Origin of the sequence: Streptomyces sp. Je 1-369, from assembly GCF_026810505.1 — a bacterium.
Classification (GTDB): Bacteria; Actinomycetota; Actinomycetes; order Streptomycetales; family Streptomycetaceae; genus Streptomyces.
In genome coordinates this window covers 2,078,251-2,103,733 of sequence record NZ_CP101750.1, presented here as the reverse complement: position 1 = coordinate 2,103,733, position 25,483 = coordinate 2,078,251, and the positions used below count along the sequence as shown (strand labels likewise).

The window sequence follows — 25,483 nt, the reverse complement described above, 5'->3', positions numbered from 1 at the left end:
CGCCAGCACGCCCGTTTGAGGCGGGATCTTTGGTGAGGATCACCAACATCCACCCTCGTACCGCCGGTAATACTTGTCGGTAACAACCCCTAGTCGTGGGCGAATAGCCGTTCTACGGTGCCTGCATGTCCCCGAACCTGCCCGATGTCGTGCTGTGGTCCATCCCGGCCTTCGTGCTGCTCACCGTCGTCGAGATCGTGAGCCACCGGATCCATCCCGACGACGATGCCGCCGGGTACGAGACCAAGGACGCCGCGACCAGCATCACCATGGGGCTCGGCAGTCTCGTCTTCGACTTGCTGTGGAAGATCCCCATCGTCGCGATCTACTCGGGCGTCTACGCGCTGACCCCGCTGAGCGTGCCCATCCTGTGGTGGACGATCCCGCTGATGCTTCTCGCGCAGGACTTCTTCTACTACTGGTCCCACCGAGGCCACCACGTGATCCGCGTCCTGTGGGCCTGCCACGTGGTGCACCACTCCAGTGAGAAGTTCAACCTCACCACCGCGCTGCGCCAGCCCTGGACGAGCCTCACGGTGTGGCCGTTCTACCTGCCGCTGATCGCCCTCGGCGTCCACCCGGCGGCGCTCGCGTTCTGTTCGTCGGCCAACCTGGTCTACCAGTTCTGGATCCACACCGAGCGCATCGGGAAGCTGCCGCGGCCCATCGAGTACGTCTTCAACACGCCCTCGCACCACCGCGTGCACCACGCGTCCCAGGGCGGCTACCTCGACCGCAACTTCGGCGGCATCCTCATCATCTGGGACCGCGTGTTCGGCTCCTGGGTCGCCGAGACCGACCGGCCCGTGTACGGGCTCACGAAGAACATCCACACGTACAACCCGCTGCGCGTGGCGACCCACGAGTACGCCGCCATCGCCAGGGACCTGAAAGCGGCCACCGGTTGGCGCGAACGGGCCGGACGCGTCTTCAGGGGCCCCGGATGGCAGCCCGCGGCCCCCGCGGCGCCCGCCGCCCCCGAGCCGTCCCCGGCCGCCGTCGTGCCCGCCTCCGACACCCCCGTCCCGGAGCGCGCCGCGTGACGCGACGCCCCGCACCCCGCACGGTCCTCGGCGCCTTCGGTGCCGCCGCGCTCGGTGACCTCCTCGCGCTCCTCGCGGACTTCGAGCCCGGCCACGCCGTCTGCAAGCCGCTGCTCATGCCGCTCCTCGCGGCGTACGTCGCCCTGCGGAACGGGCCCCGACCGCTGATCGCCGCCCTTCTCTTCGGCTGGGGCGGCGACACCTTCCTGCTCTCCGACGCCGAGCCCGCCTTCCTCGCGGGGATGGGCTCCTTCGCCGCGGGGCACGTCTGCTACCTCGTGCTCTTCAAGCGGTACGGAGCACGGGCGCCCCGCGCGCGTGGGGTGGGTCTCGTGGCCGCGTACGCGGTCGCGCTCATCGGCACCGTCGCGCTGCTCTGGTCCGACCTGCCCGCCGACATGCGCGGGCCCGTCGCGGGCTACAGCCTGCTGCTCACCGCCATGGCGTTCGGCGCCACGACGCTCGGGCCCGTGGCGGCCGCGGGAGGGGCGCTGTTCCTGCTCTCGGACACGCTGATCGCGACCGGCGTCGCCGAGTGGCCACAGCTGCCCCGGCCCGACTTCGCGATCATGGTCACGTACATCGCAGCGCAGTTTTTGCTGGCCGAAGGGGTGCTGACGGCTCACCAGCGAATCGGTACCGGCACCGCGGTGAGCAGCGCCGAAAGCACTACGACGACGCCCAGCGCGATCACCTCACCACGCGCGGGAACGTAGGCGGAGGCGCGGTCCGCGGCGGTGCGCAGGCGACGGCGGGCAAGGACCGCGAGCACCGCCACGACCAGGACGAGCAGCACCTTGGCGAGCAGGGTGCGGCCGTAGGCCGTTCCGGTGAGCTGGTCGACGACCGTGCCCGCAGGCATCCTGCGCAGCGTGCTGCACACCCCGGTCGCCGTGATCGCGGCGAACAGGACGGCGGCCACGCGCGCGTAGAGCCCCAGTACCGCGACGGCCTTCTCCGGAGAGGACGTCCGCCACCGGCGCAGGATGCGCAGGACGTACAGCAGCCCGCCCGCCCACAGCGCGCCGCAGGTGAGGTGGACGAGCGTGAGACCGCTGCCGAGGAGCGGGGAGTCCTCCACCGGAGGATGGGCCCGCAACGCCTCCGCGACGATCACCGCGCCCAGGGGGAGCGCCGCCCACGCCGGGCGCCGGGAACGCGCACACAGTGCGGCCACGATGAACGCGTTGACCTCAAGGAGGGCGAGACGCCCGTCCCGGGTGTCGTAGAGGCGGCCGATGTCCAGGTCCGAGAGCTCCTGCGGGACCAGGTTCCCGTTCGCCACGATCGCCGCGAGCCCCAGCGCGGCCACGCACCCCGCCCACGCCGCGTAAGCCGACCAACTGCCCGGCGCCCGGTCGGGCGGCGCCCCCGGGACCCGGCGCGCGAGCCGCGTGGCGAACACCTCGCCCAACTGCACGCACAGCGCCGCGAACAGCACCGTCCGCAGGAACGTGATCCCACCCGTGCCGGGCGCCCGGGCCTCACCGGTGTCGTGCAGCGCCGCCGACGGGCCGAGCAGGGGGATCAGCGCGGCGACGGCCACGAGGACGAACACGGCGACGGCGTGGCCGACGGAGGGGCGGCGGCGCGGGGCGCGGTGCGAGACGGGGACGGTGGCGGCAGTGGCCGGTACGCCGGTCGCGGCATCGCCTCCGGGGTCGACGGACGGTCCTATGGAGCTCACCACATGATCTTCACCAGGGCTTCCGGCGATGGGCAAGTCCTGGGGGACAACTGGTGCAAAGCCGTTCCGATCGGACCGAGTCACTCATCTCTACCGGAGTCCCTACCGATCCACCCGAAACCCGACCGGGCTCAACTGCTCGCCGACCACCACAGCCTGACCGACTTCTCCGGCTCCGAGGGCCGCAGCTCCCACCCCTCGGCGGTCGCCGTCCGGACGACGTAGTGCCCGCCGCATCCCCGGTAGGCGCGGCGCGGGATCTCGCACTCGGAGATCGGCCGCGACTTGTTGGGCACACTCGGGGCCGTCGCCCTGGCCGTCCACTTGGCGATGAGCTTGTCGACCTCCGCGCGGTAGTGCGCCGCGTCCCCCTCGTACCGCATCTCGGACCAGAGCACGCACCAGCGGGGCAGCGTGAAGACGCGGCCCAGCGCCTTGTCCATGAACCGGTCGAAGGCCTTCTCGTACGACGAGCTCACCGCCGAGATCACCTCGGAGACGAGGCCGATGGCGAGGGTGCCTGCGAAGATCGCGACCCCGAGGACGGCCCAGAACGGCAGGAGCACCACCGTGCCGACGAACCGGGCCACCAGCTGCCACCGGGGGCGGACCGGCCACGCCACCCAGTGCTCCGTGCCGGAGACGACGAACTCGGAGTTCTTGTACTCGTACATGACACGAAATCCTCTCGTGGGCCGACAGGAAAGGGCCGGGCGGCCCCCAAGCCGCCCGGCCCCACCTCACCGCGTGACGGTGTTACTTGCGCACGGCGTCCAGCGCGTCGGCCATGCCCACGCCGTAGAAGCCGTTCTTGTTCCGGCCGCCCTCGCAGACCGCGTCGGCCTTGCCGTCACCGTCGTAGTCGTACGGCTTCGTGCAGGCCATCGCGTCCGCCTGGCGGTAGAGCAGCGCCTTGATGCGCGCCGCCGAGGCGTGCGGATGCGTCGACTTCAGCAGCGCGGCCACGCCCGCGGCGTGCGGCGACGCCATCGACGTACCGGCCTTGTAGCCGAACTTGCCGCCGGGCAGCGTCGACAGGATGCGGCCGTCGACGGCCGGCGCGTTCGGCGCCTGGTACTTCGTGGAGTCGCCTCCCGGAGCCGTGATGTCGACGACGCCGTTGCCGTAGTTCGAGTACGACGACTTGATGCCCTTCGCGCCGGTGGCCGAGACCGTCACGACGCCGGGCAGCTGCGACGGAAGGTCGAGACAGTCCTTGGTCTTGATGGTCCGCGGCACCGGAGTGGTGTCGTCGGGGCTCGAATCGTCGAGGATCTCGTCCTGGGCGAGGTCGGTCTTCGCGTTGCCCGCGGCCGCGACGTTCACCGCGCCCTTGCGCTCCGCGTACTTCGAGGCCCGCCCGACCGCGTCGACCAGCGCCTTCTGGTCGGCGTCGGTCTTGCAGTTGAACAGCCACGGGTCGGTGTAGTAGCTGCTGTTGGTGACGTCGACGCCGTGGTCGGCCGCCCACACGAAGCCGCAGACGACGGCCTCCGTGTAGTACATGCCGGTCGCCGGCTCGGCCACCTTCAGGCTCGCGACCTTCACGCCCGGCGCGACACCGGTGACGCCGGTGCCGTTCTTCGCGGCGGCGATGGTGCCCGCCACGTGCATGCCGTGGTCGCTCTCCCCGGCCACCGGACGCCACGCGTCGCCCTTCTGGACGGGTACGCCGCCCAGGCAGCTCGCGGAGGCCCCGCGGTCGAAGTTCGGCGCGATGTCGGGGTGCGTGTCGTCGACCCCGGAGTCGAGCACGCCGACCGTGACCTTGCGGCTGCCGAGCGAGATCTCGTGCGCCTTGTCCGCCTTCATGGCGGGCAGGTCCCACTGGAGGGGCTCGAGCTCGTCCTGGCCCGCCGTCGCCTTGCCCGCGGCGGCCTTCGCCTCCTGGGCGGTCAGCGGCCGCTCCGACTCCAGGGCGTCGTCGGCCTGCGCCGAGAGCGGGGCCGTCCGCGTCGCGCCCGCCGAGTCGACGCCCTTGACCTTGCGCATCGTCTTCGCGAAGTCGGGGTTGTCCGAGTGGACGACGATGACGCCGATCCGGTCGTACGCGATGACGACGTCACCGCCGGCCTTGGCGATGGCCTTCTTCGCGCGCTCCGCGCTCCCCTTGCCGGGGCGGACGTTCACCACGTAGCTCATCGACGCGGCGTCCGCGGTCGGCAACCCCAGGGCCTGCGACACCGAGGCCGGAGCGTCCGGGATCCCCGCGGGCCTGGCCGAGGCAGTGCCCGGCAGGAAGGCGACGGCCGAGACCAGCGCGACGCCGAGCGGCAGGGCCAGTGCGCGGCGGGAGCGCAGGAAGGCCGTGGCCGATATGTGGGACTTGTGCACGTTCTCTCTCCCCGTCACTTCTTCTTCACGGCGTCGAGCGCGTCGACGAGACCGCTGCCGTAGAAGCTGTTGTCGTGCTTGCCGCCGCTCTGGCAGACCGCGTCGGCGTCGCCGTCACCGTCGGGGTCGTACGGACCCGACGGGCACTCCAGCCGGTCGGCCTGCTTCTTCAGGAGCCGCTGCACCTCGGCCGGGCTCGCCTTGGGGTGCGTCGACTTGATGAGCGCGGCGACGCCCGAGGCGTGCGGCGCGGCCATCGAGGTGCCCTGCAGCCAGCCGTACTCGCCGCCCGGCATGGTGGAGAGGATGCGGCCGTTCTTCGACGGGGTGTCCGACGGGATCTGCCACTTGTCGCCGCCCGGGGCCGCGATGTCGACGACGCCCTTGCCGTAGCTGGAGTAGATCGACTTCAGGTCCTTGACGCCCGTCGCGCTGGTGGTGACGACGCCCGGCAGCTGGGTCGGCACGTCGAGGCACTCGTGCGGGTCGATGGTGCGGGTCACCGGAGTGGAGTCGTCCGGGCTGGAGTCGTCGACGATCGCGTCGGAGTCCAGGTCGTGGTTGGAGTTGCCCGCGGAGGCGACGTGCAGGGTGCCCTTCTTCTGCCCGTACAGCTGGGCGCGGTTGACCGCGTCGAGGATCGCCCTCTGGTCCGGGTCGTCCTTGCAGTTGTACAGCCACGGGTCCACGTAGTAGCTGTTGTTGGTGATCTCGACGCCGTGCTCGGCGGCGAACACGAAGGCGCAGACCACGTTCTCCGGGTAGAACAGCTCGTCGACCGGGTCGGCGACCCTGATGGCGGAGATCTTCACGCCGGGCGCCACGCCCGCGACGCCGACGCCGTTGCGCGCGGCGGCGATCTCACCGGCGACGTGCGTGCCGTGGTAGCTGTCCTTCGAGGACGGGCGCCAGGCACCCGCCGAGGTGTCCGCCTTGCCGCCGACACAGCTCGCCGACTGCGACGCCGAGAAGTTGGCCGAGAGGTCGGGGTGGGTGTCGTCGACGCCGGTGTCGATCACGGCGACGGTGACCTTCTTGCTGCCCGGGTTGATCTTCGCGGCCTTGTCGGCGTCTATCGCGCGCAGGTCCCACTGGTCGGCCTCCATCGGCTCGGCGCCGGGGGCGGCGCTCCGCTTCAGGGCCTTCGCCTCGGACTTGGAGAGCAGCTTCGCCTTGCCGTCGTCCGTGGTGCCCGCGGCCTTCAGGGGCGAGGTGTGGGTCGCGCCCGCGGACTGGACACCGCGGACCTTACGTATGTGCTCGCCGAACTCCGGATTCGACGAGTGCGCGACGATGACGCCGATCTTCTCGTGCGTGACGACGACGGAGCCACCGGCCCTGGCGATCGCCTTCTTGACGTACGCGAGCGTCTTGCGGTCGGTACGGGTGTTGACGACGTACGCGAAGACGGGGGCGTCCTCCGCGGCCTTCGCCGACACCGGGGCGGGCGACTCGTTCGGGGCCGCGGTCGCGGCGCCGGGCACGAAACCGACCGAGGCGGCGAGCGCGAGGCCGAGCGGCACGATCAGTGCCGTGCGACGTCTGGAACGCAGATGAGCCATGGGATCTCCACATCATCCGGAGACGGAACCGCATACGGAATCGCATACGGAACTGCCCGAACACGACTGGTGCTCGGGCAGGTACATGACGGGTGGTTCAGGGTGAAGCTAACCCTGAAACCCCCAGGCCAGCAATGACTTGCTGAAGAAATGGGGGAGTTCGACCACGTCGGACGCGCCGCGGGGACGTTGAGCAGGCAACGGAAGCAACATCAACCCCTGTCGGATCACGTCCCATGGCCTTAGCATCGCCATCCGTGGCTCACGTGATCCGCGTCACGCCGAATGCGAGATCAGCGAGCCCATGGAACAACTGTCCGTCCCCACCGCACCCGCACCACGAGGAGACTCCGTGGCCACCGACGCACCGCCCCCTTCGAAGGGTGGCGCAGGAAAAGAACCCGCTCCCCACGCGCCCTCCACGGAGGAGTTCACCGAGGTGCAGGAGAGCGTGGAATTCGGTGAACTGCGCACCGCGCACCGCTCGTTCGCCTTCCCGCTCACCATCGCCTTCATCGCCTGGTACCTCGTGTACGTCCTGCTCTCCAACTACGCGGGCGACTTCATGGGCACCAAGCTCTTCGGCAACATCAACGTCGCCCTGGTCCTCGGCCTCGGGCAGTTCCTGACCACGTTCCTCATCGCCTGGTTCTACTCGCGCCACGCCGCCTCGAAGCTCGACCCGAAGGCCGAGGCGATCAGGTCCCGCATGGAGCACGGCCCGCGGAGCTCCGTGGACCGTACGCAGACCCGCCTGGAGGGCGACGCATGAGCCCCGCGCACCCCACCGTCATCGAGCTGGCGGCCGCGTCCGACGCCTCCGAGCACCGGACGCTGATCATCAGCCTCTTCGCGGCCTTTGTCGTCGCGACCCTCTTCATCACCGTCTGGGCGGGCCGGCAGACCAAGAGCGCCGCCGACTTCTACGCGGGCGGCCGCCAGTTCACCGGCTTCCAGAACGGCCTCGCGATCTCCGGCGACTACATGTCCGCCGCGTCCTTCCTCGGCATCGCGGGCGCCATCGCCCTCTTCGGCTACGACGGGTTCCTCTACTCCATCGGCTTCCTGGTCGCCTGGCTGGTGGCGCTCCTCCTGGTCGCCGAACCGCTGCGCAACTCCGGGCGCTACACGATGGGCGACGTCCTCGCGTACCGCATGCGCCAGCGCCCGGTCCGTACCGCCGCGGGCACCTCCACCATCGTCGTGTCGATCTTCTACCTGCTCGCGCAGATGGCGGGCGCGGGCGTACTCGTCTCGCTGCTGCTCGGCATCACCAGTGACGCCGGCAAGATCCTCATCGTCGCCCTCGTCGGCGTCCTGATGATCGTCTACGTCACCATCGGCGGCATGAAGGGCACCACCTGGGTGCAGATGGTCAAAGCCGTCCTGCTCATCACCGGCACCATCCTCATCACCTTCCTCATCCTCCTGAAGTTCGACTTCAACGTCTCAGACCTGCTCGGCACGGCCGCCTCCAACAGCGGCAAGGGCTCGGCGTTCCTGGAGCCCGGCCTCAAGTACGGCGTCTCCGGCACCTCGAAGCTGGACTTCATCTCGCTCGGCATCGCCCTGGTCCTCGGCACCGCGGGACTGCCGCACATCCTCATCCGCTTCTACACGGTGCCCACGGCAAAGGCCGCCCGTAAGTCCGTGAACTGGGCGATCGGCATCATCGGCGCCTTCTACCTGATGACGATCGTCCTCGGCTTCGGCGCCGCCGCCCTGCTCAAGCCCGGCGAGATCATCGCCTCCAACAAGGCGGGCAACACGGCGGCACCGCTCGCCGCCATGGAGATCGGCGGCGGTGGCGACTCGACCGGCGGCGCGCTCCTGCTCGCGGTGATCTCCGCGGTCGCCTTCGCCACGATCCTCGCGGTCGTCGCGGGCCTCACCCTCGCCTCGTCGTCCTCGTTCGCGCACGACATCTACGCGAACGTCATCCGCAAGGGCAAGGCCACGGAGAAGGAGGAGATGAAGGCGGCCCGCTGGTCGACCGTGTTCATCGGCATCGTCTCCATCGCGCTGGGAGCACTGGCCCGCGACCTCAACGTGGCAGGACTGGTCGCCCTCGCCTTCGCGGTCGCGGCATCCGCCAACCTGCCGACGATCCTCTACAGCCTGTTCTGGAAGAGGTTCACCACCCAGGGCGCCCTCTGGTCCATCTACGGAGGCCTCGTCGCCGCGGTCGGCCTGGTGCTGTTCTCACCGGTCGTCTCCGGCAAGCCCTCCTCGATGTTCCCCGATGCGAACTTCGACTTCTTCCCGCTGGAGAACCCGGGCCTCATCTCCATCCCGCTGGGCTTCGCGCTCGGCTGGCTCGGCTCGGTCCTCTCCAAGGAGGAGCCGGACAAGGGCAAGTACGCGGAGCTGGAGGTCAAGTCCCTCACGGGCGTCGGAGCCCACTGATCCGAACCGATTGACCGGGCCTTGTTCACACGTTCGTAGCGGCCGCGTCGTAGAGTCCTACGACGCGGCCGTGCCGTTCCTCGTGGCAAATGGCCCATGAGGATGTCAGAGGCGTCGCGTAAGGTCGAAAGCAGAGGACCCAGAACATCCAACCGCCGGGGAGGGGGCCGCAGTGCTCATCGACACCTTTGGCCGTGTAGCCACTGACCTGCGCGTTTCACTGACCGACCGCTGCAATCTGCGCTGCACGTACTGCATGCCGGAAGAAGGCCTGCAGTGGCTGGCCAAGCCGGACCTGCTCACGGACGACGAGATCGTGCGGCTCGTGCGCATCGCCGTCACCCAGCTGGGCATCAAGGAGGTCCGCTTCACCGGCGGCGAGCCCCTGCTCCGCCCCGGACTCGTCGGCATCGTCGAGCGCTGCGCCCAGCTGGAGCCCCGCCCGAAGATGTCCCTGACGACGAACGGCATCGGCCTGAAGCGCACCGCGAAGGCCCTCAAGGCCGCGGGCCTCGACCGGGTCAACGTCTCGCTGGACACGCTGCGCCCCGACGTCTTCAAGACGCTCACCCGCCGCGACCGCCACAAGGACGTCCTCGAAGGCCTCGAAGCCGCCCGCGACGCGGGCCTCACCCCGGTCAAGGTCAACACCGTCCTCATGCCGGGTCTGAACGACGACGAGGCCCCCGACCTGCTGGCCTGGGCCGTCGAGAACGACTACGAACTCCGGTTCATCGAGCAGATGCCCCTGGACGCCCAGCACGGCTGGAAGCGCGACGGCATGATCACCGCGGGTGACATCCTGACGTCCCTGCGCACCCGCTTCGAACTCACCGAAGAGGGCTCCACGGAGCGCGGTTCGGCCCCCGCCGAGCGCTGGGTCGTGGACGGCGGCCCGCACCGCGTCGGCGTCATCGCCTCCGTCACCCGCCCGTTCTGCTCGGCCTGCGACCGCACCCGCCTGACCGCCGACGGCCAGGTCCGCACCTGCCTCTTCGCCACCGAGGAAACCGACCTGCGCGCAGCACTCCGCGCGGCCCCCGAGGACAGCACGGACGGCTCGGACGAGGCCATAGCCCGCATCTGGAAGGTCGCCATGTGGGGCAAGAAGGCGGGCTCGGGCCTGGACGACCCGACGTTCCTCCAGCCGGACCGCCCGATGTCGGCGATCGGCGGCTGACTGGAACACAGGCCCTAGCCGTCGGCGGCTTCGCGCGCCTGCCACTCCGTCAGCTCGACGACGTCCTTCAGGAACCCGCGTACACCCAGGAACTGGGAGAGGTGTTCGCGGTGCTCGTCGCACGCGAGCCACGTCTTGCGGCGCTCCGGGGTGTGGATCTTCGGGTTGTTCCAGGCGAGCACCCAGACCGCGTCGACGCGGCAGCCCTTGGCGGAACAGATCGGCTTTTCGTCACTCACAGGCGCGTCCAAAAAGTGCTTCAAACAAGGCGACGCCGAGCAGCCACGGGGGGAGCTGCCCGGCGTCGGTCTGTCGCTCCGACGGGGGATGCGGAGCGCGTACGAAGTATGTCATGGGGGACCCGGCTACTGGCACCGGAACTACATGATTGATCTGAGGTTTTCTTGAGCTTGGCGCAACGTCGACGGTCAGCTCGGTTCGGTCGCCGCGTCGCGCCGCTGGTCGTACGCGGGCCCCGGGGGATCTTCCGGGACGGATTCCGCGGCGGCGGCCGCGGCGGGCGGCGCCAGCATTGGCCGAGAAGGAGCGGGTACGAACGTCGACGGCAGCGAAGGCGGCGTCTCCCGCCCGGCGTTGGCGATCACGACGGAGACGTACGGCAGGAGGATGCCGAGCACCAGTGCGACGAGCGCGACGTGTCGCTCGACGTTCCATAGCACCGCCGCGGCCACCACCGACACGGTGCGCACCGACATCGAGATCACATAACGGCGCTGCCTGCCCCGCACGTCCTCCGCGAGACCCTGCCGGGCCCCCGTGATCCGGAAGACCTGGCCGCTGCTCTGCTTCCGCATCACGTTCCACCGCCCTGTCGGCTGTGCCGGACTCTCCCTGGTATCCACCCCTGGCCCGACCCGTCCAACGTTACGCCGCGGCTGCGCCGCCTACGAGACCGGGGCAGCCCTCACCTCGGTGCCCTGCCTGCGCCGTGCCACGTATGGAGCTGCCCGACATGCGCCGTATGGCGTACGGGTCGAGACTTGCCGTAATGCTCATGTAGAGCCGACTAGGAGGCAGCTATGGGCTGGTTGTGGGCGATCATCGTGGGATTCGTGCTGGGTCTGATTGCCAAGGCGATTCTGCCCGGCAAGCAGCACAGTCCACTCTGGCTGACCACGGTGTTCGGCATCATCGGAGCCGTCCTGGGCAACTGGCTCGCGACGCAGTTCGGCATCAATGAGACCAAGGGCATCGACTGGGGCCGGCACGCGCTCCAGCTGGTCGCGGCGCTCGTCGTCGTCGGTCTCGGTGACGCGGCGTACACCATGCTCCGCGGCAACAAACGCAGGGCGTAGCCGCCTCGCACGAAAAGGGGGCCGGTCCACAAGGACCGGCCCCCTTTCGCGTACGGGTGTCGCGTACGGGTGCGGCTACCGGGTGACCTCGACCGCCGCCAGGTTCTTCTTGCCGCGGCGCAGCACCAGCCACCGCCCGTGCAGCAGCTCCTCGCGGGCCGGTACGGCGTCCTCGGCGGCGACCTTCACGTTGTTCACGTAGGCACCGCCCTCCTTGACCGTGCGCCGGGCGGCGGACTTGCTCGCCACCAGGCCCACCTCGGCGAGCAGGTCCACGACCGGGCCGAGCTCGGCGACCTCGACGCGCGGCAGCTCGGAGAGGGCCGCGGCCAGCGTCGCCTCGTCCAGGTCCCCCAGCTCGCCCTGCCCGAAGAGCGCCTTGGACGCGGCGATCACCGCGGCGCACTGGTCCGCGCCGTGCACCAGCGTGGTCAGCTCCTCGGCGAGCGCGCGCTGCGCGGCACGGGCCTGCGGACGCTCCTCCGTCTGCTTCTCGATCTCCTCGAGCTCCTCGCGGGACTTGAAGGACAGGATCCGCATGTACGTCGAGATGTCCCGGTCGTCCGTGTTCAGCCAGAACTGGTAGAACGCGTACGGCGTCGTCATCGTCGGGTCGAGCCAGACCGCGCCGCCCTCGGACTTGCCGAACTTGGTGCCGTCCGACTTCAGCATCAGCGGCGTGCCGAGCGCGTGGACCGCGGCGTCCGGCTCCAGGCGGTGGATCAGGTCGATGCCCGCCGTGAGGTTGCCCCACTGGTCGCTGCCGCCGGTCTGCAGTGTGCAGCCGTACCGCCGGTAGAGCTCCAGGAAGTCCATGCCCTGGAGGAGCTGGTAACTGAACTCGGTGTACGAGATGCCCTCCTGCGACTCCAGTCGGCGGGCCACGGAGTCCTTGGTCAGCATCTTGTTCACGCGGAAGTGCTTGCCGATGTCGCGCAGGAACTCGATCGCGGACATGCCCGCGGTCCAGTCGAGGTTGTTCACCATCGTCGCGCCGTTCTCGCCCTCGAAGGACAGGAAGGGCTCGATCTGCGAGCGCAGCCGCGCCACCCAGTTCGCGACCGTCTCCGGGTCGTTCAGGGTGCGCTCCGCGGTCGGCCGCGGGTCGCCGATCTGGCCCGTGGCACCGCCGACCAGCGCCAGCGGACGGTGACCCGCCTGCTGGAGCCGCCGGACGGTGAGGACCTGCACGAGGTGCCCGACGTGCAGGCTCGCCGCGGTCGGGTCGAAGCCGCAATAGAACGTGACGGGACCGTCCGCGAGCGCCTTGCGCAGTGCGTCTTCATCGGTGGACAGGGCGAAGAGCCCCCGCCACTTCAGCTCGTCGACGATGTCCGTCACGGGTCTCGCGTCTCCTTGGGTGTGCTGACAACTGTGCACGTAGGTGCAGGGTCCGAGGTTATACGCCCGGGCTGACCGAACTCATATTGAAATCGGGGACGCGCAGCGCGGGCATCGCGGCCCGGGTGAAGTAGTCGCCCCACTCGCGAGGCAGCGTCTTCTCCGTACGGCCCGCCTCCGTCGCCCGGCCGAGCAGGTCCACGGGCGACTCGTTGAACCGGAAGTTGTTCACCTCGCCCACGACCTCGCCGTTCTCGACCAGATACACGCCGTCCCTGGTCAGCCCCGTGAGCAGCAGCGTCGCCGGGTCCACCTCGCGGATGTACCAGAGGCAGGTCAGCAGCAGCCCGCGCTCGGTGGCCGCGACCATCTCGTCCAGCGTGCGCTCGCCGCCGCCGTCCAGGACGAGGTTGTCGACGGCCGGCGTCACCGGGAGCCCGGTCAGCTGCGCGCTGTGCCGACTGGTGGCGAGGTGAGCGAGCTCACCGGCGCGGATCCACTCGGTGGGGGACAGGGGCAGGCCGTTGTCGAAGACCGAGGCGTCGCCCCCCGAGGCGTGCGCGAGCACGAAGGGCGCCGACTCGAGGCCCGGCTCGTGCGGATCGCTGCGCAGCGTCAGCGGCAGCTCGGCGATCCGCTCGCCGAGACGCGTGGCACCGCCCGGCTTGGAGAACACCGTGCGGCCCTCGGCGGCGTCGCGGGCCGAGGACTGCCACAGCTGGTAGATCACCAGGTCGGCGACGGCGGTCGGCGGCAGCAGCGTCTCGTACCGCCCGGCGGGCAGGTCGATGCGGCGCTCCGCCCACCCGAGGCGCTTGGCGAGCTCCGCGTCGAGGGTGGCGGGGTCGACGTCCTTGAAGTCGCGGGTGGCGCGCCCCGCCCACGCGGACCTGGTGCGGTCGGGCGACTTGGCGTTGAGTTCCAGGGTGCCGTTGGGCTGGTCGTGCCGGAGGCGGAGCCCCGTCGACGTACCGAGATAGCTCGACACGAACTCGTGGTTCGCGAAGCCGTACAGCTCCCGGCCGCCCGCGCGGGCGCGGGCGAAGGCCTCGCCGAGCGCCGGGGCGAACTCCGCGAACACCGCCGAGGACGTCTCGACGGGCGCCTCGGTGAAGTCGGGGGAGGCGGCCGTGCCGGTCACCAGCGGCTGCGCGTCCTCGGCGGGCCCCGCCCCGCGCGCGGCCTCCTCGGCGGCCCGCACCAGCGGCTCCAGGTCGTCCGCGGTCACCGCCGCGCGCGTCACGACGCCGGACGCGGTGCCCTCCTTGCCGTCGACGGTCGCGATGACGGTGAGGGTGCGTCCGCGCGTGACGCCGTTGGTGGTCAGGGCATTGCCCGCCCAGCGCAGGTTCGCCGTCGACTCCTCGTCGGCGATCACGACGCAGCCGTCGGCGGTGGACAGTTCGAGGGCGCGCTCGACGATCTCGTGCGGCTTGCTGGCGCTGCGGCTCATCGACCGGCCTCCTGCGTGGTGTTCAGAATGTTCACGCCCCGGAACAGGGCGGACGGGCAGCCGTGCGAGACCGCGGCGATCTGGCCGGGCTGGGCCTTGCCGCAGTTGAAGGCGCCACCGAGTACGTACGTCTGCGGACCGCCGACCGCGGCCATCGAGCCCCAGAAGTCGGTGGTCGTCGCCTGGTAGGCGACGTCGCGCAGCTGCCCGGCGAGGCGTCCGTTCCGGATCGCGTATGCCCTTTGCTGAGTAAATTGAAAGTTGTAGCGCTGCATGTCGATGGACCACGACCGGTCCCCGACCACATAGATCCCGCGGTCCACGCCCGCGATCAGATCCTCCGTGGAGAGCCCGCCCGGATCCGGCTGGAGCGACACGTTCGCCATGCGCTGCACCGGGACGTGACCGGGGGAGTCGGCGTACGCGCAGCCGTTGGAGCGCTCGAAACCGGTGAGCTTCGCGATGCGCCGGTCCAGCTGGTAGCCGACCAGCGTGCCGTCCTTGACCAGGTCCCAGGACTGGCCTGCCACGCCCTCGTCGTCGTACCCGATCGTCGCGAGCCCGTGCTCGGCCGTCCGGTCGCCCGTCACGTTCATCAGCGAGGAGCCGTACGCCAGCTTGCCGAGCTGGTCGAAGGTGGCGAAGGAGGTGCCCGCGTACGCCGCCTCGTAGCCGAGCGCGCGGTCCAGCTCCGTGGCGTGGCCGATGGACTCGTGGATCGTCAGCCACAGGTTGGACGGATCGACGACGACGTCGTACGAACCCGCCCGGACGCTCGGCGCCCGCATCTTCTCCGCCAAATGCTCGGGAATCTCGGAGAGCTCCCGCTCCCAGTCCCAGCCGGTCCCCGTGAGGTACTCCCAGCCGCGGCCGACCGGCGGCGCGATCGTCCGCATCGAGTCGAACTCGCCGCTCCCCCCGTCGACGGCCACCGCGGTCAGCTGCGGGTGCAGCCGCACACGCTGCTGCGTGGTCGACGTCCCCGCCGTATCCGCGTAGAACTTGTTCTCGTGCACGGCGACCAGCGACGCGTCGACGTGCGTGACTCCGTCGGCGGCCAGCAGCCGCGCGCTCCAGTCGGCGAGCAGCCCCGCCTTCTCCTCGTCGGGCACCGAGAACGGATCGATCTCGTACGAGGAGACCCACGTCTTGTCCGCGTGCACCGGCTCGTCGGCCAACTCGACCTTCTCGTCCGACCCGGCCGCCTTGATGACCTGTGCGGACAGCTTCGCCATCGCCACGGCCTGCGAGGCGACGCGCGCCGCCGCGTCCATGGTCATGTCGACACCGGAGGCGAATCCCCAGGTGCCGCCGTGCACCACACGGACCGCGTACCCGAGGTCCGTGGAGTCGGAACTGCCCGCCGGTTTGGCGTCGCGCAGCAGCCAGGACGCGCTGCGCACCCGCTCCAGGCGGAAGTCCGCGTGGTCGGCGCCGAGCGCCCGCGCGCGGGCCAGCGCGGCGTCGGCGAGAGCCCGCAGCGGCAACGCCGTGAAGGCTTCATCGATGGAATGAGGCACGGATGTCTCCCTGCAGTCGGCTCCGGTGAGCCCCGATCATGTCGCGCCGGGCACCCCGGCGGCCAGGGGTTTCTGTAGGGATCCGACAGCGAGTTCTCTGAGCCACTGTCGGTCGTCGATTCTCCGTATCGCGACAGGTACCGATAGGTTTTCGAGGTACCAGACCACTATGGAAAGGGTGATCCGTTGAGCCGCTCGGTTCTCGTCACCGGAGGAAACCGGGGCATCGGCCTCGCCATCGCCCGCGCCTTCGCCGACGCCGGCGACAAGGTCGCGATCACCTACCGCTCGGGTGAGCCGCCGAAGCTCCTCACCGACGCCGGTGTTCTCGCCGTCAAGTGCGACATCACCGACGCCGAGCAGGTGGAGCAGGCCTACAAGGAGATCGAGGAGAAGCACGGGAACGTCGAGGTCCTGGTCGCCAACGCGGGCATCACCAAGGACCAGCTCCTGATGCGCATGTCCGAGGAGGACTTCACGTCCGTCCTCGACACCAACCTCACCGGCACCTTCCGCGTCGTCAAGCGTGCCAACCGCGGCATGCTGCGCGCCAAGAAGGGCCGCGTCGTCCTCATCTCCTCGGTCGTGGGCCTGCTGGGCGGCGCCGGGCAGGCGAACTACGCCGCCTCCAAGGCGGGTCTGGTCGGCTTCGCGCGTTCGCTCGCCCGCGAGCTCGGTTCGCGCAACCTCACCTTCAACGTCGTCGCCCCCGGTTTTGTCGACACCGACATGACCAAGGTGCTGACGGACGAGCAGCGTGAGGGCATCGTCTCTCAGGTGCCGCTCGGCCGTTACGCGCAGCCCGAGGAGATCGCCGCCGCGGTCAAGTTCCTCGCGTCGGACGACGCTTCTTACATCACTGGAGCCGTCATCCCCGTTGACGGCGGATTGGGCATGGGTCACTGATCACATGAGCGGAATTCTCGAAGGCAAGCGCATCCTCATCACCGGTGTGCTGACGGAGGCCTCCATCGCCTTCCACGCGGCCAAGGTCGCCCAGGAGCAGGGCGCGGAGGTCATCCTGACCGCCTTCCCGCGGCCCACGCTCACCGAGCGCATCGCCAAGAAGCTGCCCAAGCCCGCCAAGGTCATCGAGCTCGACGTGACCAACCAGGAGCACCTCGACCGCCTCGCGGGCGTCGTCAAGGAGGAGCTCGGCGGCCTCGACGGCATCGTGCACTCCATCGGCTTCGCTCCGCAGGGCGCGTTCAACTTCCTGGAGGCGTCCTTCGAGGACGTGTCCACCGCGATGCACGTCTCGGCGTACTCCCTGAAGTCGCTCACCATGGCCTGCCGCCCGCTGTTCGAGGGCGGCGCCTCGGTCGTCGGCCTCACCTTCGACGCCCAGTACGCCTGGCCGAAGTACGACTGGATGGGCCCGGCCAAGGCCGCCCTGGAGGCCACCAGCCGCTACCTCGCCCGCGACCTGGGCAAGGAGGACGTCCGCTGCAACCTGATCTCCGCGGGACCGCTCGGCTCCATGGCGGCCAAGTCCATTCCGGGCTTCGAGGAGCTCGCGGACGTCTGGAACTCCCGCTCCCCGCTGAACTGGGACATGGCCGACCCGGAGCCCGCGGGCCGCGGCGTCGTCGCCCTGCTCTCGGACTTCTTCCCGAAGACCACCGGCGAGATCATCCACGTCGACGGCGGCGTGCACATGATGGGTGCCTGATCCGGCACTCGCCTGCTGGGCACTTTTCCGAGGCTCCGTCACCCGCAGCGCGCGGGGGCGGGGCCTCACCCGTTCGGCCCCCTCGCCAAGCGGCGACCGGGGAGTGACCGGCACTCTGAAGTGTGCGTCTTACAGGTGCGGTGCTCGTGGCTCTCGCCCTTGTGGTCGCCGCGCCGAGCGCCGCGCCGCAAGGGTCATCCCACGCGCGTGGGCGTACGGACGCGCGTGAGAAGCCGCGCCCCTTCGGGTCGGAGTGCCGCACCGGCGTCGCCGGCTCCCACGTCGTCGCGTACTGCCACAACCCCTACCCGGAGACCGACCGGGTCCGTCTGCACGTGGAGTGCGACCAGTGGTGGGACATCGACACGGACTCCCGCCCCGTCGACGCGGAAGCCGCGATGACGGTGCGTCTCACCGGGCGGTGCTGGAAAGAGGTCCGCTCGGTGTGGGTCAGCCACCAGAAGTGACCGGGCCGGCCACCAGAGGCGCCTGCGGTCAGCTGCCGGAGGTGAAGCGGTCCGGGCGGCACATGAACGGGTAGCCCGCGGCCTCCGAGGCGGCGGCCTCCGCGTCGCCCGCGCGGATCGCGTCGACCAGCCGCGCGTGGTCCATGTGCGCCTCGGGCGTCAGCTCCTCGCCGATGTCCTCGCGCAGCCAGTCCCGCAGCACCTCGCCGAGGTCCGCGTAGAGCGCCGTCATGACGTCGTTGTGCGACGCGGCGACGACGGCCATGTGGAACGTCGCGTCGGCCGTCACGAACGCCTCCGCGTCCCCGGACGCCCAGACCTCCTCGCGGCGCACGAGGAGCGCGTCCAGCTGCTTGAGGTCCCGGTCGGTGCGGCGCTCGGCGGCGAGCTTCGCGGCACTGGACTCCAGCGTGCTGCGCAGCTCCGCGATGTGCCGCGGGTCCGCGTCGGCGAACCTGCGCTGCATCACACCGGCGAGCTCGCTCGTCGCGACCACATACGTCCCCGAGCCCTGCCGGATGTCGAGCAGACCGTTGTGCGCGAGGGCGCGCACGGCCTCCCTGACCGTGTTCCTGGCCACGCCCAGCTGGTCGACCAGCTCCGGCTCGGTGGGGATGCGGGAACCGACCGGCCACTCGCCCGACGAGATCTGGTTGCGCAGCTCGGAGATGACCTGTTCGGAGAGTGCCGAACGGCGAGGGGTGGTCAGCGGCATGACGTTCCTTCGTGCGTGGCCTGTGGGTGAGGGGTTACTCGGGGGGTGGAGGGTTGCCTACGGGTGAGCAGTGTGACGCAATCGATTGGACAGCCAATCATCCCATGATTCTATGATGGCTCCATGGCTAGCGAGAAAACCGAGACGATGACCCCGACGGCCGGGGCGAACCCGGCACCCCCCGTACAGACCGAGGGCGCCGAGAAACAGGCCCCCACGCGCGCGTGGGCGACGCGACTCGTCATCGTCGGCATCGTCCTCGCCGCCATGAACCTCCGCCCGGCCATCACCAGCCTCGGCGCACTCCTCGAAGAGGTCCGCGACGGCCTCGGCATGAGCGGCACCCTCGCGGGACTGCTCACCTCCGTTCCGCCGCTGTGCTTCGCGTTCTTCGGAGTGATGGCACCCCGCCTGGCCAAGCGCTTCGGGCCCAGCGCGGTCGTCTGCGTCGGCATGGTCGCCATCGCCTCCGGCCTGGTGATCCGCCCGTTCATCGGCGGCACCGCGGGCTTCCTCGCCGCCACCGCCCTCGCCCTCGCGGGCATCGCCGTCAGCAACGTCCTGATGCCCGTCATCGTCAAGCGCTGGTTCCCCGACCGGGTCGGTTCCATGACCGGCCTGTACTCGATGGCGCTGGCCCTCGGCACCTCCCTCGCGGCGGCCCTCACCGTGCCCGTCACCGACGGCCTCGGCGGGCGCTGGCAGACCGGCCTCGCCGTGTGGGCGCTGCTGGCCGTCGTCGCCGTCATCCCGTGGATCCCGCTCGTCCGCGACCGCGGCCAGACCGCCGCCGCGGTGCCGGAGCACGTCAGCGCCGCCGTACGCCGCGAGGACGACGAGCTGCGCATCACCTCCAGCCGCACCGCCTGGGCCCTCGCCGTCTTCTTCGGCCTCCAGGCCACCGCCGCGTACATCACGATGGGCTGGATGCCGCAGATCTTCCGCGACGCGGGCGTTCCCGCGGGCCAGGCGGGCGTCCTGCTCGCCGTCACGATGGCCATGGGCGTGCCCCTGGCGTTCGTCATCCCGCGGGTCGCCACGCGTCTCACCAACCAGGGCCCGGTCGTGATCGTCCTCGGTACGTGCGGCCTCGCCGGGTACGCGGGCCTCTACTTGGCCCCCGCCGGTGGCGCCTGGGTCTGGGCGCTGCTGCTCGGCGTCTCCAACTGCGCCTTCCCGCTCGCCCTCACCATGGTCGGCATGCGCGCCAAGAGCAGCGTCGGCGTGGCCAAGCTGTCCGCCTTCGCGCAGAGCACGGGCTACCTGATCTCCATCCCGGGCCCGCTCCTCGTGGGCGTGCTCTACCAGCACAGCGGCGGCTGGGGGCTGCCCCTCGCGCTCATGGCCGGCCTCATGGTGCCGCAGATCGTCATCGGCACTCTCGCGGGCCGCAACCGCACGGTCGAGGACGAGGTGGCGGCGGCGAGGACGGCGACGGCCTGATCCCCGGGGCTTTCAGGGCGACCCCTGGGCCTTTCAGGGCTACCCCGACGCGGAGGGGGCGGGCAAAGGGTGCGAGACTGGCCGTATGCCCGTCCTTGACCCGAACCCCCAGAACGGCCAGAAGAAGTTGCTCATCGTGCTCGGCGCGATGCTGGCCATCACCGTGATCATCGGCGTCATCGCATCCATCGCCTCACCGTGACCGCTGCGCCGGTCGCTTTCATCGCGGCGCCGTGAACCGGCCCCCCGGCGGACGATGGTGGGGCTAGCACCACCATCCCCTAGGGGGTCAGTGTCAGGGTCAAGTGGGTGGATCTCCGGATGGGTTGAGGGGCGCCGATCGCCTAACTTCGAGTTGTGGCCGCGAAGACGCGGCACGGCACACTCGAGGACCACGGAGGCGACATGTCGGCCCGATCGCACACCCTGCGCGACCCGGCGAAGTCGGGCAGCATCGAGGTCCAGCTTCCCTGGTGGGCGATCGCCCTGCCCGCCGTCGCCTTCGCGGCCCTGCTCCTGCTGATCCTGAACCCCGTGGACGCGCACGCGGCGTCCAGCGAGCCGGTGATCACCAACGTCCTGGAGCGGATACAGACGCTGATCCTGCGCACGGCTTCCTGACCCGGTTGCCACCGGTGCCGTCACCCGCGCCGGGGGACCGCACCAACTCCCTGCGCCCCGTGGCGCGTTTCATGCGAAGCTGGGAAGCATGAGCGTCGCAGAACCCCGCAGGATTATCCTCTTCCGGCATGCGAAGGCCGACTGGCCGCAGGTTTCCGACCACGAGAGGCCGCTCGCCGAGCGCGGACGCCGGGACGCCCCCGTCGCCGGGCGCAAGCTGACCGACAGCGGCATCGCCTTCGACCTCGCCCTCTGCTCGACCGCCACCCGGACCCGCGAGACCTGGAAGCTCGCCGTCCAGGAGCTCCCGCAGCGCCCGAAGACCGTCTACGAGGATCGGGTGTACGAAGCCTCCCCCGGTGAGCTGATCGCCGTGCTCAACGAAACCCCGGACGACGTACAGAACCTCGTCCTGATCGGCCACAACCCCGGCATCCAGGGTCTCACCGACGTCCTCGCGGGGGACTCCGAGGGCGACGCCAGAGAGCGGCTGAACCGCAGGGGCTTCCCGACCGCGGCCTTCGCCGTCCTGACGTACCCCGGTTCGTGGAAGGCGCTGGAGCCCGGCGTGGCCACGCTCGTCGACTACTGGGCGCCGTCCGAGTAGTTCCTCTCCCCGCCCGTCGCCAGGGGCCCGGCACCTTCGTGGTGCCGGGCCCCCTTGACGTAGGCGATCCGCGCCGTTTCCGCGGGCCGTGCGTTCACGGGCCGCGGGTTCAGCCGGTGTGCGGGTTCAGTCGGTGTGCGTGTCCGCCGCCTCGACCTCTTCGCGGGTGATGCCGAGGAGATAGAGAACGGTGTCCAGGAAGGGAACGTTCACCGCGGTGTGCGCCGCCTCGCGGACCAAGGGCTTGGCGTTGAAGGCGACGCCGAGGCCGGCCGCGTTCAGCATGTCCAGGTCGTTCGCGCCGTCGCCGATCGCGACGGTCTGCTCCAGCGGGACCCCCGCCTCCGTGGCGAAACGGCGCAGCAGCCGGGCCTTGCCCGCGCGGTCGACGATCTCGCCGGTCACCTTGCCGGTGAGTTTGCCGTCGACGATCTCCAGGGTGTTGGCCTGGGCGAAGTCGAGGCCGAGACGTTCCTTCAGATCGTCGGTGACCTGAGTGAACCCGCCCGAGACGACGCCCACTTGGTAGCCGAGGCGCTTGAGGGTACGGATCAGGGTGCGGGCGCCCGGTGTGAGCCGGACCTCGGAGCGGACCTTGTCCACGACCGAGGCGTCCAGGCCCGCGAGGAGCGCCACGCGGGCGTGCAGCGACTGCTCGAAGTCCAGCTCGCCGCGCATCGCCGCCGCCGTCACCCCGGCGACCTCGGCCTCGCATCCGGCGTGCGCGGCGAAGAGTTCGATGACCTCGTCCTGGATGAGCGTCGAGTCGACGTCCATCACGACCAGGCGCTGGGCGCGGCGGTGCAGGCCCGCCGACACGACGGCGACGTCCACGCCGAGCCGCGCGGCCTCTATGGCGAGGGCGGTGCGCAGCGGCTCCGTCTCGGTGCCGGAGACGGCGAACTCGACGGCGGTGACCGGGTACTTGGCGAGCCGGAAGATACGGTCGATGTTGCCGCCGGTCGCGGTGATGCTGGCGGCGATCGCGGCCGTCGACTCGGAGGTCAGCGGGTGGCCGAGGACGGTCACCAGTGAACGCCCGAGGCCTCGCGGCCGGTTGTCACCGATGCCGGAGATGATCTCGGCCTGCATCTTCATGGACTCCGCCCAGCTGTGGACGGTGGCGCGCAGGTCGCCCTCCAGGCCGGCGGGCGGCTCGGTCACGAGCGCGCACAGCACGATCCGGCCACGGGTGACGACCTGCTCGATGTCGACGACGTCGACGGAGTAGGCGGCGAGGGTGTCGAAGAGGCCGGCGGTGATGCCGGGGCGGTCCTTGCCGAAGATCTTGACGAGGAGCGTCGGGATGTCGGCGGGCTGAGGGGGCTGCGAAGCACTCATGGTGATCCCTACGGTATCCGCCCTCTTCTCGCGGCTGCCCCGCGGTCCGCCTGCCGGACGCGCCCCCCCCGCCCTCCGCGCCGGCCCCCACACTGATCCACCCGCCCACCCACCCGTTCACCCCGCAACGCGACGTGCCGTAGAAGCCCAACACTCCGCCTCCCCCCGGTTCGCCTGCGACGCGACGTACCCGTAACAGCCGCGAGCCGCCGACCGTCCGTTCGCCTCCCTCCGGCTGCCCGCACCGAGGCCCCGCCCCCTTCGTTGCGTGCAGGCGTGCCATAGACGACGAGGGCACCCTGCTCGCGCGAAGCCGAGAGCTTGGGGGAGGACGGACGCGACCCGCGACGCCGGGGGCCGCCGTTCAGTCCGGGTCTCGAGGGGCCTTGGGCGGCGGCGGAGGCGGAGGCGGAGGCGGAGGCGGCCAGTCCGTGGAGCGGGAGCGGGAGCGGCGGCGGGGTGGTGGGGGAGGAGGGACTACCGGACCCATGACGGTGGGGGCGCCGGAGACGTCCCGGTCGGGTCGCGGAGGTACCTCTTCCGGCGGGAGCTCCGGCGGGTCCGTGGGGCTTGTCGGGTCCGAGTAGCCGTCAAAGCCCGCAGGGCCCCTAGACCCCGTCGTGCCTCCGGCCCCCGCAGGGCCCCTAGACCCCGTCGTGCCTCCGGACCCTGCCGTGCCCCTAGGCCCCGCAGGGTCCCTAGATTCCGTCGAGCCTCCGGACCTCGCAGGACCCCAGGACCCTGCAGGACCCCCGGACCCCGCCGTCCCTCCGGACCCTGCCGTGCCCCTAGACCGCGCCGCGCCCCTAGACCCCGCCGTGCCCCCGGCCCCCGCAGGACCCCCGGCCCCCGCAGACCCCCCAGACCCCGCCGAGCCCCCCGCCCCCGCCCAGCCGTCCTCCGTGCGCAAGTACGGATTCGTGTCCGGGTTCGGCGGCCGGTACGGCGCCCCGGGTGCGTACGGCCCTGGCCCTGCCCCCGCAGGTCCGGTGGATCCTGGCCCCGCTCCCGCAGGTCCGGTGGATCCTGGCCCCGCTCCCGCAGGCCCGGCCGCCCCCGGCCCCGCCCCCCCCCCCGCCCCGCCGGACCCCAGCCCCACCCCAGCCCCGCCGGACCCCACCCCCACCCCAGCCCCCGCAGAGCCACCACCCCCCTGCTCGACAGCGAGTGGAAGGCCGCCCGCGCCAGAAGCGAGGGCCAACCCCGATGCTCGGCCACCCGCCGCCCCCGTAAGCACCGCGAGACCCGCCCCGACCAACCCCGCCCCGAACCCCCACGCCGCCCCCAGCAGCGCCGCCATCCCCGGGCGGCCGTGCAGCTCGATGCCCGCGCCGAACGCGTCGAAGCCGAAGACGGAGAGCGAGGCGTCGGCCGAGACATTCGTCAGCCGGACCAGGAGCGGCAGGCCCAGCGCCGTCACGATGCCGAGACGCACCCCGCACCGCCCCGCGAACCCCGCCGCGGACACGGTGTCCCGGGCGCGTGGCGTGCGTACGGCCGTCAGTACGCCCGCGGACAGCATCGCCATCGCCGCCGCGATGCCCAACAGCCATACCCTGTTGTCGAGTTCGGCGAGGCGGGCGAGCGAGAGCGGCTTGTCGGAAGGGCCCGTCAGGAGGTCGTCCACCGGATCCGGCAGGAAACGCGTGAGCTCGCCCGTCGCCTTGCCGTCCCACGGGACGAGGAGGCCGACCGGCAGGCCGAGCCACACCCCGTTCGGCGCCCCGAGCAGCGCCGCGCCCGCGATCCGCTTCGGATGGCCGTCGCCGATCATCGCGTACGCCGCCGCCGCGAACCCCGCGGCGACCGCCACCAGTACCACCGTGACCAGCGCGGACACGGCAGGCCGCACCACTCGGTGCAGGCCGCCCAGGGCGCGCGGCAACGGCGTGCGGCGCGAGGCGAGGAGCGCGATGAGCAGGACGCCGGTCACCCAGACCGCGCCGCCGAGCAGCGTCGGACCCGTGTCGACGGTGAATCCGACCGATGCCTTCGCCTGCGCGAGGTCCCCGAGCCGGTCCGGGAGCAGCCCGCCGATGTCCCCGATCCCGCCGGGCAGCTCGTCGATGCCCTCCTCGATCCCCTTGTCGATACCGAGCTGCTCGCCGTCGATCGTGATGACGTCGTGACCGGCCCAGGCGAGCCCCGCGAGCATCCCGAGGAAGAGGGCGACCACCGCGCCCGCACGCGCGAGGAGTTCGGCAGGTGAGATGACGACGCCCGCCCCGCGCAGGGAACGCAGGAAGAAGTGGGCGAGCAGGAGCGCTCCGACCAAACCCACACCGAGTGGCGCAATATCGACTGTCGTCGTCGCCTCGGCGTCGTCCAGGCCGAAGGCGGAGACGTCACCGGACGGCGTGACCGAACCCCCCGCGCCCAGCGCGACGGTGGCCGCCGTCAGCGGCCCGAGCGCGGCCACCGCGTCCGCGCCGAGCAGGTGCAGCGCGAGCGCGGCCGTCCCCGCCATGCCCACCAGCGCCCAACTGACCGCGGCGATCGCGGAGAGCAGCACATCGCCCCACCGCACGCCCCGCCTCTCACCGTTCCGTTCCTCGGCCTGCATCAGGACCCCCCGGACCGCAGCGCGTTGCCCCAAATGCACTTAATGCTCTCAATGGGCATGATCCGTATGCACTGATGGGCGCTTACTACTCTCCGGGGCGGTTTCTTCTCCGTCAACGGGGCAACCCGTCACGCGCGTACGCAGTCTTCACAAGGCCCGACTTTCGGTCAGAGCCCTCCGCCTGAAATAGTTCCTCCCGATGTTCGACATCC

25 protein-coding genes are annotated in these 25,483 nt (G+C 70.6%); 13 read left to right on the top strand and 12 right to left on the bottom strand.

Features of this window, described 5'->3' with window-relative positions:
* Positions 1-125: 125 nt before the first annotated feature.
* Together NOO62_RS09580 and NOO62_RS09575 are read left to right on the top strand one after the other, a co-directional pair.
* Positions 126-1,043, top strand: a complete 918-nt coding sequence (locus NOO62_RS09580) for a sterol desaturase family protein (RefSeq protein ID WP_268770458.1) — start codon at positions 126-128, stop codon at positions 1,041-1,043.
* The gene (locus NOO62_RS09575; RefSeq protein ID WP_268770457.1) at positions 1,040-1,759 is read left to right on the top strand and encodes a lysoplasmalogenase; all 720 of its coding nucleotides are present in this window, start codon (positions 1,040-1,042) and stop codon (positions 1,757-1,759) included. Before NOO62_RS09580 ends, NOO62_RS09575 begins: the two co-directional genes overlap by 4 nt.
* Here NOO62_RS09575 and NOO62_RS09570 read toward each other — a convergent pair.
* The 4 genes from NOO62_RS09570 to NOO62_RS09555 form a co-directional block, all read right to left on the bottom strand.
* Positions 1,666-2,730 (bottom strand): CopD family protein, encoded by a 1,065-nt coding sequence (locus NOO62_RS09570; RefSeq protein ID WP_268770456.1) that lies wholly within the window; start codon positions 2,728-2,730, stop codon positions 1,666-1,668. The two genes, NOO62_RS09575 and NOO62_RS09570, sit on opposite strands and share 94 nt — an antisense overlap.
* A 131-nt stretch (positions 2,731-2,861) precedes the next feature.
* Positions 2,862-3,404: a hypothetical protein gene (locus tag NOO62_RS09565; RefSeq protein WP_268770455.1), complete on the bottom strand. Its 543-nt coding sequence runs from the start codon at positions 3,402-3,404 to the stop codon at positions 2,862-2,864.
* Positions 3,405-3,486: 82 nt separating this feature from the next.
* Positions 3,487-5,064: a S8 family peptidase gene (locus NOO62_RS09560; protein ID WP_268770454.1), complete on the bottom strand. Its 1,578-nt coding sequence runs from the start codon at positions 5,062-5,064 to the stop codon at positions 3,487-3,489.
* A 14-nt stretch (positions 5,065-5,078) separates the two neighbouring features.
* The gene (locus NOO62_RS09555) at positions 5,079-6,626 is read right to left on the bottom strand and encodes a S8 family peptidase (protein WP_268770453.1); all 1,548 of its coding nucleotides are present in this window, start codon (positions 6,624-6,626) and stop codon (positions 5,079-5,081) included.
* Between the two features lie 352 nt (positions 6,627-6,978).
* Between NOO62_RS09555 and NOO62_RS09550 the strand changes: the two genes are divergently transcribed.
* The 3 genes from NOO62_RS09550 to moaA all read left to right on the top strand — a co-directional run bounded on the left by NOO62_RS09550 (position 6,979) and on the right by moaA (position 10,212).
* The gene (locus tag NOO62_RS09550; RefSeq protein WP_268770452.1) at positions 6,979-7,398 is read left to right on the top strand and encodes a DUF485 domain-containing protein; all 420 of its coding nucleotides are present in this window, start codon (positions 6,979-6,981) and stop codon (positions 7,396-7,398) included.
* A complete protein-coding gene (locus NOO62_RS09545) occupies positions 7,395-9,032 on the top strand; it encodes a cation acetate symporter (protein WP_268770451.1) in 1,638 nt (545 codons plus the stop codon). The genes NOO62_RS09550 and NOO62_RS09545 overlap by 4 nt, the downstream gene beginning before the upstream one ends.
* A gap of 172 nt (positions 9,033-9,204) precedes the next feature.
* The gene (gene moaA, locus NOO62_RS09540; RefSeq protein WP_268770450.1) at positions 9,205-10,212 is read left to right on the top strand and encodes a GTP 3',8-cyclase MoaA; all 1,008 of its coding nucleotides are present in this window, start codon (positions 9,205-9,207) and stop codon (positions 10,210-10,212) included.
* Positions 10,213-10,226: 14 nt separating this feature from the next.
* Here moaA and NOO62_RS09535 read toward each other — a convergent pair whose 3' ends face one another.
* Positions 10,227-10,451 carry a hypothetical protein gene (locus tag NOO62_RS09535; protein ID WP_268770449.1) on the bottom strand — a complete coding sequence of 75 codons (225 nt, stop codon included), beginning with the start codon at positions 10,449-10,451 and terminating at the stop codon, positions 10,227-10,229.
* A gap of 189 nt (positions 10,452-10,640) precedes the next feature.
* Positions 10,641-11,027, bottom strand: a complete 387-nt coding sequence (locus NOO62_RS09530; RefSeq protein ID WP_268770448.1) for a DUF3099 domain-containing protein — start codon at positions 11,025-11,027, stop codon at positions 10,641-10,643.
* A gap of 225 nt (positions 11,028-11,252) precedes the next feature.
* Here NOO62_RS09530 and NOO62_RS09525 point away from each other — a divergent pair, with 225 nt between their 5' ends.
* Positions 11,253-11,528 (top strand): GlsB/YeaQ/YmgE family stress response membrane protein, encoded by a 276-nt coding sequence (locus NOO62_RS09525; RefSeq protein ID WP_150183375.1) that lies wholly within the window; start codon positions 11,253-11,255, stop codon positions 11,526-11,528.
* 75 nt (positions 11,529-11,603) lie between these two features.
* Here NOO62_RS09525 and tyrS read toward each other — a convergent pair whose 3' ends face one another.
* Genes tyrS through NOO62_RS09510 form a run of 3 tightly spaced genes read right to left on the bottom strand, consistent with a single transcriptional unit; the run spans position 11,604 to position 15,842 of the window.
* A complete protein-coding gene (tyrS, locus tag NOO62_RS09520; RefSeq protein ID WP_268770447.1) occupies positions 11,604-12,869 on the bottom strand; it encodes a tyrosine--tRNA ligase in 1,266 nt (421 codons plus the stop codon).
* Between the two features lie 58 nt (positions 12,870-12,927).
* Positions 12,928-14,322 carry a metallopeptidase TldD-related protein gene (locus NOO62_RS09515; RefSeq protein WP_268770446.1) on the bottom strand — a complete coding sequence of 465 codons (1,395 nt, stop codon included), beginning with the start codon at positions 14,320-14,322 and terminating at the stop codon, positions 12,928-12,930.
* On the bottom strand, positions 14,319-15,842 hold the full coding sequence (locus tag NOO62_RS09510) for a TldD/PmbA family protein (protein WP_268770445.1): 1,524 nt from the start codon (positions 15,840-15,842) through the stop codon (positions 14,319-14,321). The genes NOO62_RS09515 and NOO62_RS09510 overlap by 4 nt, the downstream gene beginning before the upstream one ends.
* A gap of 186 nt (positions 15,843-16,028) precedes the next feature.
* Between NOO62_RS09510 and fabG the strand changes: the two genes are divergently transcribed.
* From fabG to NOO62_RS09495, 3 genes are all read left to right on the top strand, one after another.
* Positions 16,029-16,748 carry a 3-oxoacyl-[acyl-carrier-protein] reductase gene (gene fabG / locus NOO62_RS09505; protein WP_150166284.1) on the top strand — a complete coding sequence of 240 codons (720 nt, stop codon included), beginning with the start codon at positions 16,029-16,031 and terminating at the stop codon, positions 16,746-16,748.
* Between the two features lie 4 nt (positions 16,749-16,752).
* Positions 16,753-17,514, top strand: a complete 762-nt coding sequence (gene fabI / locus NOO62_RS09500) for an enoyl-ACP reductase FabI (protein ID WP_268770444.1) — start codon at positions 16,753-16,755, stop codon at positions 17,512-17,514.
* Between the two features lie 140 nt (positions 17,515-17,654).
* Positions 17,655-17,981 carry a hypothetical protein gene (locus NOO62_RS09495; protein WP_268775540.1) on the top strand — a complete coding sequence of 109 codons (327 nt, stop codon included), beginning with the start codon at positions 17,655-17,657 and terminating at the stop codon, positions 17,979-17,981.
* Between the two features lie 28 nt (positions 17,982-18,009).
* Here NOO62_RS09495 and NOO62_RS09490 read toward each other — a convergent pair whose 3' ends face one another.
* Complete coding sequence (locus NOO62_RS09490) at positions 18,010-18,696, bottom strand: FadR/GntR family transcriptional regulator (protein WP_268770443.1); 687 nt, start codon at positions 18,694-18,696, stop codon at positions 18,010-18,012.
* Positions 18,697-18,819: 123 nt separating this feature from the next.
* Between NOO62_RS09490 and NOO62_RS09485 the strand changes: the two genes are divergently transcribed.
* The 4 genes from NOO62_RS09485 (at position 18,820) to NOO62_RS09470 (ending at position 21,367) form a co-directional block, all read left to right on the top strand.
* Entirely contained in the window at positions 18,820-20,139 is a 1,320-nt protein-coding gene (locus NOO62_RS09485; RefSeq protein ID WP_414930789.1) for a CynX/NimT family MFS transporter, read from the top strand.
* A gap of 85 nt (positions 20,140-20,224) precedes the next feature.
* Positions 20,225-20,341 carry an SGM_5486 family transporter-associated protein gene (locus tag NOO62_RS09480; protein ID WP_268770442.1) on the top strand — a complete coding sequence of 39 codons (117 nt, stop codon included), beginning with the start codon at positions 20,225-20,227 and terminating at the stop codon, positions 20,339-20,341.
* Between the two features lie 155 nt (positions 20,342-20,496).
* Positions 20,497-20,760: a hypothetical protein gene (locus NOO62_RS09475; protein WP_321170563.1), complete on the top strand. Its 264-nt coding sequence runs from the start codon at positions 20,497-20,499 to the stop codon at positions 20,758-20,760.
* Between the two features lie 88 nt (positions 20,761-20,848).
* Positions 20,849-21,367: a SixA phosphatase family protein gene (locus tag NOO62_RS09470; protein WP_268770441.1), complete on the top strand. Its 519-nt coding sequence runs from the start codon at positions 20,849-20,851 to the stop codon at positions 21,365-21,367.
* A 126-nt stretch (positions 21,368-21,493) separates the two neighbouring features.
* On the opposite strand, the gene serB is transcribed toward NOO62_RS09470, so the two are convergent.
* Together serB and NOO62_RS09460 are read right to left on the bottom strand one after the other, a co-directional pair.
* Entirely contained in the window at positions 21,494-22,708 is a 1,215-nt protein-coding gene (gene serB / locus NOO62_RS09465; protein WP_268770440.1) for a phosphoserine phosphatase SerB, read from the bottom strand.
* 364 nt (positions 22,709-23,072) lie between these two features.
* Positions 23,073-25,271 (bottom strand): streptophobe family protein, encoded by a 2,199-nt coding sequence (locus tag NOO62_RS09460; RefSeq protein ID WP_268770439.1) that lies wholly within the window; start codon positions 25,269-25,271, stop codon positions 23,073-23,075.
* Between the last annotated feature and the right edge of the window lie 212 nt (positions 25,272-25,483).

Excerpts from the sequence above, each read along its gene's own strand:
- NOO62_RS09580 (WP_268770458.1), top strand. The coding sequence starts at position 126 with ATGTCCCCGAACCTGCCCGATGTCGTGCTGTGGTCCATCCCGGCCTTC.
- NOO62_RS09565 (WP_268770455.1), bottom strand. The coding sequence starts at position 3,404 with ATGTACGAGTACAAGAACTCCGAGTTCGTCGTCTCCGGCACGGAGCAC.
- NOO62_RS09555 (WP_268770453.1), bottom strand. The coding sequence starts at position 6,626 with ATGGCTCATCTGCGTTCCAGACGTCGCACGGCACTGATCGTGCCGCTC.
- NOO62_RS09545 (WP_268770451.1), top strand. The coding sequence starts at position 7,395 with ATGAGCCCCGCGCACCCCACCGTCATCGAGCTGGCGGCCGCGTCCGAC.
- NOO62_RS09530 (WP_268770448.1), bottom strand. The coding sequence starts at position 11,027 with ATGCGGAAGCAGAGCAGCGGCCAGGTCTTCCGGATCACGGGGGCCCGG.
- NOO62_RS09525 (WP_150183375.1), top strand. The coding sequence starts at position 11,253 with ATGGGCTGGTTGTGGGCGATCATCGTGGGATTCGTGCTGGGTCTGATT.
- NOO62_RS09515 (WP_268770446.1), bottom strand. The coding sequence starts at position 14,322 with ATGAGCCGCAGCGCCAGCAAGCCGCACGAGATCGTCGAGCGCGCCCTC.
- fabI (WP_268770444.1), top strand. The coding sequence starts at position 16,753 with ATGAGCGGAATTCTCGAAGGCAAGCGCATCCTCATCACCGGTGTGCTG.
- NOO62_RS09490 (WP_268770443.1), bottom strand. The coding sequence starts at position 18,696 with ATGCCGCTGACCACCCCTCGCCGTTCGGCACTCTCCGAACAGGTCATC.
- NOO62_RS09485 (WP_414930789.1), top strand. The coding sequence starts at position 18,820 with ATGGCTAGCGAGAAAACCGAGACGATGACCCCGACGGCCGGGGCGAAC.
- NOO62_RS09480 (WP_268770442.1), top strand. The coding sequence starts at position 20,225 with ATGCCCGTCCTTGACCCGAACCCCCAGAACGGCCAGAAGAAGTTGCTC.
- NOO62_RS09470 (WP_268770441.1), top strand. The coding sequence starts at position 20,849 with ATGAGCGTCGCAGAACCCCGCAGGATTATCCTCTTCCGGCATGCGAAG.
- serB (WP_268770440.1), bottom strand. The coding sequence starts at position 22,708 with ATGAGTGCTTCGCAGCCCCCTCAGCCCGCCGACATCCCGACGCTCCTC.
- NOO62_RS09460 (WP_268770439.1), bottom strand. The coding sequence starts at position 25,271 with ATGCAGGCCGAGGAACGGAACGGTGAGAGGCGGGGCGTGCGGTGGGGC.